A 14,759-nucleotide genomic window follows, 5' to 3' on the forward strand; every position below is an offset into this window, starting at 1 on the left:
AGACGCGCATCGCCAACGCGCGATGTTTTCCTGGCCAAATAAGATTTCGACAGTGCAGGGGTCTTGGTCGGTACCGTTCAAACTCCCATCATCAACCACTTCTTCGGTTGCACGCCGTTAGGTCCGGTCGCCTGGGGCGGTGTCATCGGCGCAACGGCGACGGCCACTGCCGTCTCGGCGCTGACACCCAATCGGCTGGCCAAGACCATCGACGCCGCAACGGCCGAAACCGATGGAGGGTGCTCAGTCCACGCCTAGGGCGCCAGCTGCCTGCGCAAAACCTTGCCAGCTGAATTGCGGGGAATGCTGGTGACGATGTGGATGTCTCTGGGCTGCTCGAAGCGGGAGACCCGGCCCCGGAGATATTCACGTATCGCCAACTCGCTGATATCGCCGTGCTGCCGAGGGACGATGAACGCCGCCAGCCGGTGCCCGAATTGTTGGTCGGGGACGCCAACTACCGCATTCTCGGCAACGCCGGGATGCTGAGCGAGAGAGTTCTCCAGAGCACGCGGATAGACGTTCTCTCCGCCGGAGACGATCATGTCGTCTTCGCGGCCAACAATGTACAGTCGCCCCGACTCGTCGAGATAGCCCATGTCGCCGGTGCCCGCCATATGGCCTATAGCAGCTTTGCCGCCGCCGCCCGGGTAGCCCTCGGACGTCGGCTCACTTCCGATGAATATGCGACCGGTCACCCGGGGTCCGAGCAGCCTACCGCTCTTGTCGAAGATACGCACGGGGCACCCCGCGACGGGCTTTCCCACCGTCTCCGGGGCGCGTAGCAGCTCGCCCGGCGTCGCCAACGCGCCAACGCCCACCTCGGTCGATCCGTACAAGTTGTAGAGGATGTATCCGTAGCTGGCCATGAAGCGTCGCACCAAGCTGGGATCGAGCCGGTCGCCCCCGCAGATCACCGCCCGAAGACAGGGCACCGGGTTTCGCGCGCGCACCCGCTGGTGCAGATCCAGCATGCGTGCCAGCATGATCGGGACCGCGCTGAGCGCGTCAGCGCGATGCAGTGACACCTGCGCAAGTGTGGCTTCAGCGTCGAATCGCCGCCGGGTCAGCACCGTGCCGCCGAGGCCCAGAGTGAGCATGAGGATGCCGAAACCCAGTCCGTGGAACATCGGCACCGCCAGGACGACTCGCGCTCCGACACGCAGTCCGGTGCGTTCCAGGATCGTCATCGCGGCCCCGACGCCCGAACCAATGTTCGGGGTGCGCGGTACGCCCTTGGGCACACCGGTAGTGCCCGACGTGAGCAGGACAACGCGGCCCGCCGCCGCTGCTTCGGGCCGTAAATCGCTCGCATGCGGCGGGCCTGTCTCCGGATCGACAATACGTAGGGTGTCTCGGGCTTCGCGAATTCGGCCAGCAAACTCGTCATCACAGACCATCGTCTGAATCTGGTGGGCGCTCAGCACGGCCGCCAGCGCATCGCTGTGAAATTCCGTGTTCACCAGCACAACGTCGGCACCGACCAAGCTCGCAGCGAACAGGCCTATCACGAAGCCGCGTCCGTTGCGGCACATTAGTCCCACCGCTTGCCCTGCCGCAACGCCGTTGCGGGAAAGCTTGTGGGCCAGTGAATCGGTCTTGATTCGCAGGTCTCGGTAGCGCAGCGCGCCGTCTTCGTCGATCATCGCGGTGCGATCCGGCCATCGTGCTGCCGCCACGGCCAACGTGGTGTAGGCATTCGCGCCTGTCCGGTGGATCTCCCGAATCAGCCGGAACACCGCGACCGGGCTGGTTGGACGGAACAACCCCGAATACACGACTGCGCGGGCTGCGGTGCTCACCACGCTGGCTGTCGCCATGTCTAGTTTTTCCCCGGACGATGAGACTCGGCAAAGAACCGACGGTGCCACAGCCGTGCCGCGCGGTCGGCGGGTCCCGCGAACAGGACCGAGGCCATTTCGGCCGGCCACATCCAAGGCGGCTCGTTCGTCCGGGGCCGCTCGATGATTGCTTTGGCGATGGCGTCGGCGGCCTGGTCAGGGTACAAGCTTGGAAGTCTGCTCAGGATGGGATTGGACGTGATCATCCGAGTGCGGACCAGCGCGAAATAGACCGATGTGACGTCCACCCCGTCAACATGCAGCTCCGGCGCCACGCTGCGCAGCCATCGATCGAAAGCCCCCTTGGAGGCTTGGTAGGCACCCCATTGCGGACCGGGAACGACGCGCGCCCCGACACTCGAAACGTTCACAATGTGACCTCGGCCGGTCTCGCGCATCGCCGGTAGCAGACCAAGCAGCAGCCAGATCGGTCCCAGATAGTTGATGTCTATGGTGCGCTGAAAATCGTGCGGCCGGTCGTATTGCTTGTGCAGTGATCGACGTAGCGACTTGCCTGCATTACTAACCACGACGTCGAGCGGGCCGTGGTCCTCGGTGATCTGCTTGGTCAGCGCGCTAACGGCAGTCTCGTCGGTGAGGTCGGTCGGATAGGAGACCGCCCGGCCACCGCCGGCGTTGATCGAAGCTGCGAGGTCGTCGAGCATTTCGGCCGATCGCGCCACGATCAACACCGTTGCTCCTGCCGCCGCCAGTTTGCGCGCAGTTGCCGCGCCGATGCCGTAGGACGCGCCAGTGACCAGCACGGCCCTACCGGAAACGGCGCTGCGTAGCCGGTCAGGATCAGATATCCGCGCCGGATTGGCCAGTGCGTCGGTGACCGTGTTCAATGCCTGCGCTGCCAGATTCATTGCACTGCTTACTCCGATTGCATTCGACCCTTCTTGGCCTATCTTGGCCCAACCAGAGGTCGTTCCCAAGCACTCGAGTCAACAACCGTGCGCCCAATTCACCAGCCGATCGTCCCAGCTGGGTGTTCGACGCCGACGAGCTGCCCACCGCAGCGCTTGTACGCTGACGGGTGCGAGGTACGCCGACCCTGAGGAGGACTGTGACGACTCCGCTTGTGGAGGCCGCCGCCTCTGATTCCGCGCAACGCGTCAGGTTGAATGTTTCGGGAATGTCCTGCGCAGCATGCGCGAGTCGAATCGAAGCAAAGCTCAACAAGCTAGCTGGCGTCCGTGCATCGGTGAACTTCGCTACCCGGATTGCGACCATTGAGACCGCTGGCGTGGCCGTCGACGAACTGTGCCAAGCAGTTGAAAAAGCCGGCTACAGCGCCGCACCGCACACGGACGCAGCCGCACACGGTAAGTCCGCAAAGGACCCCGACGCCGACCACGCACGCAATCTCCAGTGGCGGTTCGTCGTCGCGGCAGTTCTATTCGTGCCGCTGGCCGATTTGTCGACAATGTTCGCGATCGTGCCAAGTGCCAGATTCCCTGGCTGGGGATACGTGTTGACCGCGCTTGCGGCGCCGATCGTGACGTGGGCGGCATGGCCTTTCCACCGCGTCGCGCTCCGAAACGCGCGGCACCGCACCACATCGATGGAAACGCTGATTTCCGTGGGCATCATTGCGGCGACCGGCTGGTCGCTGTCTACTGTGTTTGTCGACAACCAGCCCCCGGTGACCCAGGGCATTTGGCATGCGATCCTCAACAGCGATTCGATCTACCTGGAGGTCGCCGCGGGCGTCACGGTCTTCGTGTTGGCGGGTCGGTTCTTCGAAGCCCGCGCCAAATCTAAAGCCGGCAGCGCACTGCGCGCACTGGCGGAGCTCGGAGCCAAGGAAGTCGCAGTACTGCTGCCCGACGGAGCGGAACTGGTAATACCAGCAGAGGAGCTTCGGAAGCAACAGCGCTTTGTGACGCGCCCCGGCGAGACCATTGCCGCAGATGGTCTCGTTGTCGCCGGCAGCGCGGCAATCGACATGAGCGCCATGACCGGCGAAGCCAGACCGGTTCGCGCCAATGTCGACACCTCTGTCGTGGGTGGAACCACCGTGCTGGACGGCCGGCTGGTAATTGAGGCCACTGCGGTGGGAGCCGAGACTCACTTCGCCGCGATGGTCCGACTGGTGGAAGAGGCTCAAACCCAGAAAGCCCGCGCGCAGCGCCTCGCCGACCGCATCTCCTCGGTTTTCGTACCAGCGGTTTTCTCCATCGCTGGGCTCGCGGGCACCGCCTGGTTCGTCGCCGGCGCCGGTGCTGATCGCGCATTCTCAGTCGCGCTGGGGATCTTGGTCATCGCGTGCCCCTGCGCGCTCGGCTTGGCTACCCCGACAGCGATGATGGTGGCTTCCGGCCGAGGCGCACAGTTGGGGATCTTCATCAAGGGGTACCGAGCGCTGGAAGCCATCCACAGCATCGACACCGTGGTGTTCGACAAGACAGGTACGTTGACGGTCGGCCAGCTGACCGTGAGCGCGGTGACGACGATCGACGGGCGGGCATCCGAGGAGATTCTTGCACTTGCCGCCGCTGTCGAAGCGGCTTCTGAACACGCGGTGGCAACGGCTATCGTCGCCGCTTCTCCGAAACCGGCTCCAGTAACCGACTTCGTCGCGGTGGCTGGATGCGGTGTCTCCGGCTTGGTGGATACGCACCGCGTTGAGGTCGGAAAGCCATCCTGGATCACCCGCAGCATGCAGTCTGCCGCGATTCTTGAAACCGCACGGCTTCAAGGTGAATCTCGAGGCGAGACAGTAGTTTTCGTCTCAGTCGATGGTATCGCCCGCGCGGCGGTGTCCATCGCTGACACAATCAAGGATTCCGCTGCTGAAGCTGCCAGCGCCTTGCGCAGTCGCGGGCTGCGGACCATTCTGGTAACCGGTGACAACCAGGCCGCAGCCGAAGCGGTGGCAGCACAAGTTGGAATCGAGACCACGATCGCCAACGTACTGCCCGAAGGAAAAGTCGACGTCATCCAAGAGTTGCGCGGTAAAGGGCACACGGTCGCCATGATCGGCGACGGCATCAACGACGGTCCGGCGTTGGCTTGCGCCGATTTGGGGTTGGCGATCGGGCGGGGTACCGACGTAGCGATTGGGGCTGCCGATATTATCCTCGTCCGCGACAACCTCGATAGCGTTCCACAGGCCCTTGATCTAGCGGGGGCGACCATACGAACGATTCGGGCAAACATGGTCTGGGCTTTCGGCTACAACGTCGCGGCGATACCGATCGCGGCGGCCGGCCTCCTCAACCCGTTGATCGCGGGTGCGGCGATGGCGTTCTCATCTTTCTTCGTGGTCTCCAATAGCTTGCGGCTGCGCAATTTTGGCTCGCGGCAAACGCGTCCGAATTGAGGCTAGCGGTTGCCTTCGCACGACTGAGTCCTGTTGAGTACCGTTGTCAGCCATGCCAATCCACGTTCGGAGCCGCCGGGTAAAGGCAGCAACGATCGAGAAGGGGTTGGACTCACCTGTCATCCTGGACGTGACCTCCAACGGCGAGGAACCCTGGCTGCGGTTCAGCCCGTTTTACCCTCATGGCGGGATTCCGGTTCCGTTCTCGCCCGGCGTGACCGCCATGTCTGTCGAGGGTATCTGGCAGGCGCTCAAAGTCTTCGAAACCGCTGGTATAGATGAATCGAAATTCGGCATAACGACGATGAAAGGACTGAAACGTACGGTTAGAAGATTCGGGCGCGTGCTTGGTCATCAGCGCGGCGTCGCGAGCAACGAACTTATAGATTACGTCGCCGCGCGCAAGTCCATTTACCTGCCGACGTATCGCTGGGTCCTCGACAATCGACTGACTGAACAGGTCAATCAGCTTTTGGAGCTGGCCAATTCGAAGACGATCGTGCTGCTTGACTACGAAACCAACGCAGACATCGCCGACACACGCAAGCCCCTGTCACACGCGAGCGTGGTGAAGAGATACCTGGAAAACGATTGGCCCAGCGACTGAGGTAAGCCACGGCTACTGAATTCGATGCCGCGGATCAGGCCAATGCCCATTGTGCCGATTTACCGTCTCATCCGTGACAACTCACGAAGCATTGCGTTGTACGCATCCAGTTCGTCGTCGGCGTAACCGCTGTCTGCATGTCTGTCTTCGCGGCTGGCGATTCGGCGGTCCTGACGCACCCACTGAGCTACGAGCGCCACGATGACGATAATGACCGGTAGTTCTGTTGCACCCCAGGCGATTCCACCACCAAGGTGTTGGTCGGATTCGATACTGGCCAGCCAGGGCAGGTTGACCGACTGATAGAACATTTCGCCGATTGGCGATGCCATCGTCATCAGCGCGATACCAAAGAACGCGTGAAAAGGCATTACAGCGAACAGCAATCCGATACGACCAGGATACGGGAGTCTCCGGGGTCCAGGGTCAATGCCGATAATTGCCCAGTAGAACAAGTATCCGACCAACAGGAAGTGCACGGCCATGAACTCGTGGCCCCAGTGATAGCGAACCAACGTATCGAACAGCGGTGTGAAGTAGACGACATAGGGCGACGCCACAAAAAGAACGAAAGCGGTAATTGGGTGCGACAGGAACGCTGTTATCGGGGAGTGCAGCAGCCACGTCAACCATTCGCGGGGGCCAGCCGGCTGCCCGGCACCGGCAGCAGGGAGCACTCGCAGCGCCAACGTGATCGGCCCACCGAGAACCAGCAGCACCGGGATGAACATGTTCAAGGTCATGTGTTCAGCCATGTGCACACTGAACATCGCCGAACCGTAAGCGCGTACACCAGAGCTAGTGGTGAACACCAAGGCAACAGAGCCGGTCAGCCAAGCCACCAGCCTGCCGATGGGCCAGGAATCGCCCCTTTTTCGCAACCGGACGAATCCCGCAACATATGCGATCGCTAGAACTACGCCGGCCGCTCCCAATAGAAAGTCGAAACGCCATATCGTGAGTAGTCTGATGACATTTGGCGATCGTGGCAGCTCATAACCGAGGAAGACATCCCAGGCGGTAAACCTGTGCGCGACGAATCTCGGCGCGGTCCGGACAGCCATCGCGGCGACCGCACCCATGGCGGCCATCATGGCCAGCGCGGCAAGGACATTTTTGCCACGAAGACGTAGCCGACCACCGAACAGGTCCCAACAGTCGCGCAGCCACACCAACGCTACAAGAATCCCCGCGAACACACCCAGTCGAGTGAAATCTGAACCAATCGCCCAGTCCGGAGTCAAGAGATAGAGCAAAACCACGCCATAGACCACAGTAAGGGCACCACAAACCACCTGTGTCAGCAGCACAGCACGGCTTGGCATCGCTGCGGTGACCGCTGCGGCCGCTTTTAACCCAGTCAGCGTCGCCAACGCGACCGCAAAGACGATCGCGACGCTGGTCGCGTAATCGTGGTCGGGGCCCTGGCCAGCACTACCGGTGACCGCGGGCGCGACGATGCCAATAGCAGTAGGAATGAGCAGCACAACGTGCCCTAGCCAACGTGTATTCAGGCGCAACGTCACCGCGACCAGCAGCGCACAGATCGCCGCAAGGCCCCACCCCCGCGAAGTCTCCGAAGCGGAGATCGCGTCGAGTAGCGCTCCGCTGCCGAGCAGTTTCGCCACCGCCACGCCGGAGTCGTGGCCAGCCTGAACAGCGACCATCGCTGCCGCGAGCATCAGCCAAGCAATTGAACCGCGTTCTGCCACGAGGTGGACCCGGAATGCCTCGGCATCGAGCAACCCGTCGGGCTCCGGTCGCGATGTCATCATGATCCAGACCAGCGCGCCAAGGCACACTGCTGCCGACAGCGACGCACCGAAGTAACCGACTGGCTCGGCAACGCTAGTAAAAACACCGGGATAGGGATTCCCCGCCGCGTCGTATGGACCGGTTCCCGAGACGAGCCCCAGCGCGGCCAACGCGGCGAAGATGCACAGCAGGCCAAATGCCAGCTGGACTGTTCTTAGCGAGATCGGTCGGGGCGCTCGCGCAACTGATAGCTCCCCGCTGGTTTCCCTCTCGATCTGCACCCTTGCGAGCTTACGACGTGCGTCCGCGTGGATGCAGTGGCCAGAGACCCCTACCCGCCGATCCACCGACGCATAGTAGACCGCATATTCTGCGGAGACCGTCGATGCCTAACCCGAAAGTGACTCCATGACATCCCACCAGCTAGGCAGCCGAGCTTCGCGATGATCGACGACCTTATGCTTCGGTGGGTTGTCACCGCACTGATGGCGCTCAGCAGCGCTGAATGCCTGTTCGCGGTGCTTACCCAACGTCGGCCGTGGACCTCGGTGGTAAACCATGGGTTGTATATCGCGATGGCGACTGCGATGGTTGTGATGGCCTGGCCTTGGGGCGCGCGGTTGCCGACAGCATGGCCCAAGGTGTTCTTCATTGTCGCGGCCATATGGTTCGTGGCGATGGCCGTTATCTCGGCTCGAACAGTCGCCGAGCGGAGGGTGTTCGGCTATCACGCTTTGATGATGGTCTCCATGGTTTGGATGTATAACCTCGCGAATCATCGAGTTCCATCGGGTGGCGACTACCCAGCGCCACTGAGTACGTCGATGCCAGTCATGGACGTTTGTGTGACGATGGCACCGGCGAGCAGCGCAATGCCGAGATCGACGGTTGCAATCAACTGGCTATGGTTCGTCGGTTTCGCGATCGCGGCAGTCGTCTGGATATTCCGGGCGATCAGAAGGCGCCTAGACGACGGGCCGCGAAGTTGGAATAGTTCGCTGGCCGGCATCAGCGAGGCGCTGATGGCCGCCGGAATGGCTATCATGTTCGGCGCCATGGTATTTGGCGCCTAGATTGGCGAATCGAGAAGAGATCTGACGTGCCACCCTGTTCGGCGCTTTCGCCATCTTTTCACCAGCAGGTTTGAGTCACGACAAGTCTTCGGACGCTAACAGCGCTCGGAGTGACTGCGGTTCTGCTACGAGTTCTGCGACCGACTCTACTTCTAGCGCAATAGTCGGGAAATCCGCCAGGTATTCGGCGTAGGTGCGTGCACCCAGTCGCATGCCCAAGGTGACCCAGGCATCTACTACTGACCACCTGCGCGGATTTCGCTTTGCCCAATCACTCTGATCCAGAAGCTGCTTCCACTCCAAAATATCGATTTCGTCGCGTGCGAAGTCGCTGAGCAGCTCCGCGTATGCCACCGCCTCGCCGCGCAGCACCGTAATCCCGCACCCGAGCTCGGCCGAGCCCGCCAACTCTGGCACCATGCCCATGATGGCCTTGGCCGCAGCTTGGCTGGTAGTGACCTCTTCTGTCAGCGTCCCGGCAGGGTAGGCGCGCAATGCCGTGCACGCAGCGACGACCGATGCCAGCACGTCGGCGGAGTTGCGCATCTGATCAGCAGTTCCTAACACCCGGGGTAGACGTACCAGGGTGAAGTCAAGTCCACGGGACGAATCGGAGACCGCAAGCTCGGCCAGCGCCTTAGACGCTGCGTACGGGTACGGCGCAGCACGGGGATCCGTGACGTGAGCAATCGCGACATCCGCATTAACAACGTACGTGGACAAATGCACCAACCGCGCACCATGAGTTGCACATGCCTGCGCCATCGTCGAGACAAACTCCACGTTGGCCAGCCGCAGCTGCCGATAGGGCACGAGCACGTTGGTGTTGCCGATGCAGTTGATGACCGTCCGAGCGCCGGTGCCGCGGATCAGGTCCGCCAGCAGGTCTGGGCCAAAATCGGCAGAGACATACTCGATCCGCACCGCATCGCAGCTTTGGAGGGCAAGCCACGGGTAGGTTTCGGGGAGTTGCGATCTCACGACAAAGACCACCTCGGGGCAACACACTCCGGACTGTCTGAGATCGAGGACCGCCCGAGCGAAACCTGTGCCAACAATCCCCGACGCACCCAGGACGACGATCGGCTGATGTGCGCTCATGTTCGCGGTGCTATTGCGGTTCCGGGCCGCAGCGCAAGGTTGCCGCCACAGCGAGCCAAGATCGTGTTCGACCTCGGTAGCAGTCTCGACATCCATCCACGCGTCGGACTGCAGCGCGTCCGTGCTTAGCGAGGAAGCGAGGTTGGCGGCGGTGTCAGCACTGATCAGATCCAACACCGAGATATGCCGGCCGAGATAACGCCTGCTGTCGGGAAGAATTCTGATGAGATCCAACGAACCGATGCCCTCGCCGAGCAGCGATGAATCCGCCCTGATGGCCCGCCCGAGGTGTCTGCTCCAGACCTCAGCAAGTCCGGCCGCACGCGCATCCGACCCGGTATCTTTGTGCACAGCATCCACAAACTGCGGCATTGAGCGCAAGTTGTCGCTGTCAACCTTTCCGCTCGGCTTCCTTGGGATACGTGGCACGCCGACAACGGAGAACGAAGGCACTCCCAAACTCGTCAGAACGCGTCGGATGCGCACCGCTACTGCGGCATCTTCGGCGCTTTCGCGGGTTCGTTCACTCTCGAACCACACTCCCAGGCCCGTCGCCGGACCGACCTCGTGAAGCTCGACGGCCACATCGGATACAGCCGCGATCTCAGAGAGCCGTCTTGCTACTTCAGCAATATCGACGCGCTTGCCGGAAACCTTGACGATCGCGTCTTTGCGCCCGGCGAAAACCGGAAATCCTTCTTCGTCGTACGTCACACGGTCAGCTGTGGCGAACGCTCGGCGTCGCGAACCGCCGGCCGCAGTCACGGAGCCAAAGTTGCAGGAATCGATACCGAGATAGCTAGAGACCAAATCTCCTACGATGACTATTTCGCCGAAGGCGATGAAGACCGTGTTGGTTACTATCGGCCGGCCCAGTCTTAATCGGTCTGGGCCGGCGATGGTCGTCCCGTCACAGACCAGCGGTAGGTAGGTGGCGACGACCGTTGCCTCTGTCGGACCGTAGCTTGAAACAAGCGAAATTCCTTGTGTTGCTGGATGTTCAATCCATTTGTCGACGACTCCGGGTCGGATTGGTTCACCGCCTACCACGATTTGGCGCAGGGATGAGCTGCCAATTGTTCCCATTGCGTGGTGGTCGTCGCACAACAGATGCCACACCGCGGTTGGCAGGTCGACCACTGTTGCGTTCTTTGCGACGAGATCTCCGGCGAGCGAATGTAGGTCACCGGATCGCATAGCGGTGGATCGAACCAGTTTCGATCCACAAAACGCACCACCAAAGATCTCTTCGACGCTGATGTCCGAAGTCAATGGCGCGCATTGGAGCACGGTGTCCTCCAACCCCCATCCGTAGGCATGTCGCACCGCCAGACAAAAGAGCGCGAGCGACCCGTGCGTGACGCGGACCAGCTTTGGTTGCCCAGTCGACCCCGAAGTGGGCATGATGTAGGCCGTCTTCGCGGCCAGCAGATTATCGTGCGTCACCTCGTAGATGCGATCGTCAACAAGCGCCTGTAACTCGTCGCCCAGCATCGGCGCGAGGCGTGCAGCGTCAACATCGACGATGCGTGCCGAAACCCCATCGTCGTGATCGGCGATCGCGTGCGCTCGCGCGGGAACGTCGTCGGCGCTGTCACACACGCTGTATCCGCAACCCGACAGATGGCAGGCGATCAGCAGGTCGACGGTCTTGTCGGTGTTGTCGTCGGTGAACACGATCACATCACCCGGCACCGCCCCGTCGCACACCAACCAGGCGACCCATTGGTAGACGTAGCGACGCTCTTCCATATTCCGGCGCGTATCTGATATCGGGTCCAAAAACCAGGCGGGAGCATGCGGTGACTCTGCCGGAAGCGCCCAGTCGCCGCGGCGGACGGCCCCGTCCTGGGCTATTCCGAACCACTCGTCGACGATCATGGCGATCGGCTGGTGCCATGCGGCCACCATCGATTCGAGGGCAGACACAATCCGTTCTGCGACTCCTGGGCGCGTCTTGGACGCGGGCAAATCTGCTCTGTCCCAGATGGCGAGGTTCAGTGTGTGCCGGTGTTCGTCGAGAACACACGCCACGGTCATGCCTTCTACCGGACCGATATCCGTGGCGACCGGTGGTTCTGACAAGAATGACCGAAGGCCGGACGCGCATGGCTCCCGTATGAAGTTGAGAGTCAACGCTTCAACGTGAGATGTCCGGTTGATCGCCAAGTACATTCGACGGTAGTGCTCCTCGCGGAACCACCGGCGTCTTGTCGCCTTGACGTAGTCCCGATCTAGAGTCCGAACAACGTCTTGCACTGATGCAAAAGGGATAAGTCGCACCGCATGCGCAACTGAATTGACCAGGCAGGTAGCAACATTGAGATCAGGATCTCCGAAACGATTGTCCACCGGGTGAACCAGTAAGCTCTCACTACTCTGCCGAAGGCTAGCGTCTACCGCTACTGCAGCCGCAGTCACCAAGGCGTTCAACGGAACGCCCTCTTCCTCCGCGAGACCGGCGACCGCATCGTATGCTGCGCCGGAAATGCTCGCTGATTCGTAGAGGATTCCTTTGGCAGCCGTCCCGCGAGCGTCATGCGATCGTTGGCCACGTCCCCCGTCGAGCGTGGCATCGGTGAGCTCGCGGTGAACAGCATCGCGGAAACGTCGTAGCGACTTTTCAACCTGCTCTTGCTCACAACGGTGCGCCGCCGTCAGCTCGATAAGCCCCTGAGTGAGATTTTGGATCTCAACTGCGTCCTCGGCCGCGAGGCGGCGCGCCAGATCGGCTTCGATGATTCCCGTCGCGCCGCCATCAAGCAGGATGTGGTGAGTATGAGCATCCAACCCGGACACCTGGCCGCTCTCGTCGGTCCACACCGTATATCGCGCGAGTGGCTTCGCGAGGATACCGCTAGCCCAAATGCGCGTGAGCGCGTCGGCTCCGCTGCCGTTCTGCCGCTGGCTAGCTGGCCGCACCCAAACGATATCGCTGGCCTGCAGCCGAGGCACAAGATCCGGATACATCTCCTCCGACAAAGGTGCTTGGAGTACACAAAGGTGGACCGGGTTATTGCCGATTGTTGATTCCAAGGCAACCAGGAATGTCGAGAGCTCTAACTGGCGGAACCTATAGCTCTTGCCGATCAGATACAACGCGGGGTTGCTGTCCTGTAGCACTCCGTTGTAGATGTTCTGTTGAGACCTGCTTAGCGGAACTCGATCGACGCAAACTTCTTGGGGATCTGTCACCCCGATTGTCCAGGTTTCTCTAGCTCCCGAACCCAGCCTTCAACCGTCAGGTTCTCGGCTAATCGGGACGGCAGTTCGGATTCTCGGTCCACGCCGAGCTGCTTCATCAACAGCACGAACCGAACAGAGTCAAGCCCGAGGTCGCGGAGATCAGTCGCATCGCCATCGATGAAATCCGATTCCGCGATATACAGCACCGCGCAGATAGCGGAAACCACGCTGTCCCTTAGCGTCTCAGTCACCAACGCCCACTTTAGCTGTCGCTCTATTCATCGCCGCTGCCAGCGACGCACGCATGACCTTGCCGGACTGCGTCCGAGGAATGTCGGTGACGAAACCGATTATCGCCGGCCGCGCGATCGACTCGGCTTGCTGTCGGTAGCAAGCCGCAATTCTTTGCTGGAGTTCGAGGGCCGCTGACTCGTCAAGATCCGCTGACGGAACCACGACCAGACCAACGAGCGCCCCGAATTCCGCGTCGGGAATTTCGTAGCATGCAGCGTCGCGAACACCCGCAACGCTCAACGCAATCCGATCGACCTCGTCAGGCGCGATGTTCACGCCACCAGAGATGATCATCTCCGAGGATCTTCCCTTGATATAGAAGAAGCCGTCGTCGTGGAGCTCCAGCAGGTCGCCGGTGTTCACCCATCCATCAACCAGAGTCTCCCGGGTGCGTTCTGGGTTGTTCCAATACCCCAGCATGTTTGCCGGAGACTTGATCCACAGCGTGCCGGACGAGGCGGAAGCAGCAGCGCCGGGGGAGTTAGGGCCTCCGCCGGCTGCGTCATCAGTATCTGCCAGATAGACCTCCACACCCGGATACGGACGGCCCACAGCACCTGCTTCGATTTTCGCGAGCGAACCATCGTCAGTTGGCAAACACAAAGCTGTGCAACCAGTCTCACTCAAGCCATAGACCTGTGCGGTACGCACACCCATGGCCTCAACAAATCGCACATCTGCCGCGATTGCGCGAGAACCCCCGTATCCAACGAGTCGCAGCGACGGGAGGGTTTCGGTGGTGGACTTCAGTTCGGAAACCAGTTTCGAAAGCAGAGTTGGCACTAAGCATGTCGTCGCAACCGAATTCGTGCTGAGAATCTGCAAAAGCGACGCGGTGTTCTCTCCTCCGGTAACACACAGCCCTCCGCGCATCAAGCAGGTGAGGATCCACCACAGTCCACCGATATGCGTCGCCGGCAACGGCGAGTATGTAGTTTCACCGTCGACCCAGGTGACCCAGTTCAGGCCCTCGTCCCGCAGAATATCCGGGATGGCAAGAAAGGTACGATTGGCCAGCAGAACAGCTTTCGGCTCGCCTGTAGTACCGCTTGTAAAGATCATCGCTAGCGGATCTTCAGCGCTGCGCTTCGGTCCGGTGGCAAGATCGTCAGCTGTGTAGAAGAGAGCCGAATCTTGTTCACCAGAACCGATCTCGACCCACACGGCCGGTATCGACTGGATGTCTTCCGATAGCTGGCGAGATCCCGTTTTGCTTCCGGGGGCGATGAGAATCGCTGAAGGATCTGCAATCTGACAGAAACGATCGATAGTTGCCGGAGGCAGGCTGCCGTCCGCCATTACGGCAATGGCGCCCACCATGGCGCAAGCCAACACCGCCAGGTATGTCTCGGGCCCATTGTCAGAAATGACCAACACCCGCGATCCTCGGGAAACTTGCTGAGCACCAAGAACCGCGGCAAGTCGTTCCGTTTCAACAAGCAGCTCGCCATATCGCAACACGCTTGTGCCGTCGCAACGGCGCAAAGCAGTCGACTCGGGCCGCTTCCGCGCTTGCTCAAAAACCCGTTCCAACACGGTCGGCGGTAACTGAGACATGCTTCATGCGCCTTTCT

The 14,759-nt window shown here is 61.1% G+C and carries 9 protein-coding genes and 1 pseudogene; 4 read left to right on the forward strand and 6 right to left on the reverse strand.

Going from position 1 to position 14,759, the window contains the following annotated elements; all coding sequences use genetic code 11:
- Window positions 1-51: 51 nt before the first annotated feature.
- Window positions 52-258 (forward strand): annotated as a pseudogene (locus ACO07W_RS10575) (hypothetical protein); the annotation flags it as partial.
- Here the strand turns inward: ACO07W_RS10575 and ACO07W_RS10580 are convergent.
- The gene (locus ACO07W_RS10580) at window positions 255-1,820 is read right to left on the reverse strand and encodes an AMP-binding protein (RefSeq protein ID WP_421842987.1); all 1,566 of its coding nucleotides are present in this window, start codon (window positions 1,818-1,820) and stop codon (window positions 255-257) included. The pseudogene ACO07W_RS10575 and the gene ACO07W_RS10580 overlap by 4 nt on opposite strands.
- 2 nt (window positions 1,821-1,822) lie before the next feature.
- Window positions 1,823-2,710: an SDR family NAD(P)-dependent oxidoreductase gene (locus ACO07W_RS10585; protein WP_421842989.1), complete on the reverse strand. Its 888-nt coding sequence runs from the start codon at window positions 2,708-2,710 to the stop codon at window positions 1,823-1,825.
- Between the two features lie 200 nt (window positions 2,711-2,910).
- On the opposite strand from ACO07W_RS10585, the gene ACO07W_RS10590 reads away from it, so the two are divergent.
- Both ACO07W_RS10590 and ACO07W_RS10595 read left to right on the forward strand, forming a co-directional pair.
- Window positions 2,911-5,169, forward strand: a complete 2,259-nt coding sequence (locus tag ACO07W_RS10590; RefSeq protein WP_421842991.1) for a heavy metal translocating P-type ATPase — start codon at window positions 2,911-2,913, stop codon at window positions 5,167-5,169.
- 52 nt (window positions 5,170-5,221) lie between these two features.
- On the forward strand, window positions 5,222-5,776 hold the full coding sequence (locus ACO07W_RS10595; protein ID WP_421842993.1) for a DUF6939 family protein: 555 nt from the start codon (window positions 5,222-5,224) through the stop codon (window positions 5,774-5,776).
- Between the two features lie 59 nt (window positions 5,777-5,835).
- Here ACO07W_RS10595 and ACO07W_RS10600 read toward each other — a convergent pair whose 3' ends face one another.
- Entirely contained in the window at window positions 5,836-7,812 is a 1,977-nt protein-coding gene (locus ACO07W_RS10600; RefSeq protein ID WP_421842995.1) for a cytochrome c oxidase assembly protein, read from the reverse strand.
- A gap of 162 nt (window positions 7,813-7,974) precedes the next feature.
- On the opposite strand from ACO07W_RS10600, the gene ACO07W_RS10605 reads away from it, so the two are divergent.
- Window positions 7,975-8,604, forward strand: a complete 630-nt coding sequence (locus tag ACO07W_RS10605; RefSeq protein WP_421842997.1) for a DUF5134 domain-containing protein — start codon at window positions 7,975-7,977, stop codon at window positions 8,602-8,604.
- Window positions 8,605-8,679: 75 nt separating this feature from the next.
- On the opposite strand, the gene ACO07W_RS10610 is transcribed toward ACO07W_RS10605, so the two are convergent.
- From ACO07W_RS10610 to fadD10, 3 genes are read right to left on the reverse strand one after another with little or no spacing between them, the layout of a single operon-like run.
- Entirely contained in the window at window positions 8,680-12,900 is a 4,221-nt protein-coding gene (locus tag ACO07W_RS10610; protein ID WP_421842999.1) for an AMP-binding protein, read from the reverse strand.
- Complete coding sequence (locus ACO07W_RS10615; RefSeq protein ID WP_421845928.1) at window positions 12,897-13,118, reverse strand: phosphopantetheine-binding protein; 222 nt, start codon at window positions 13,116-13,118, stop codon at window positions 12,897-12,899. Before ACO07W_RS10615 ends, ACO07W_RS10610 begins: the two co-directional genes overlap by 4 nt.
- Window positions 13,119-13,134: 16 nt before the next feature.
- Window positions 13,135-14,742 (reverse strand): fatty acid--CoA ligase FadD10, encoded by a 1,608-nt coding sequence (gene fadD10 / locus ACO07W_RS10620; RefSeq protein ID WP_421843001.1) that lies wholly within the window; start codon window positions 14,740-14,742, stop codon window positions 13,135-13,137.
- Window positions 14,743-14,759: the final 17 nt, after the last annotated feature.

Source organism: Mycobacterium sp. (assembly GCF_965230835.1).
GTDB lineage: Bacteria > Actinomycetota > Actinomycetes > Mycobacteriales > Mycobacteriaceae > Mycobacterium.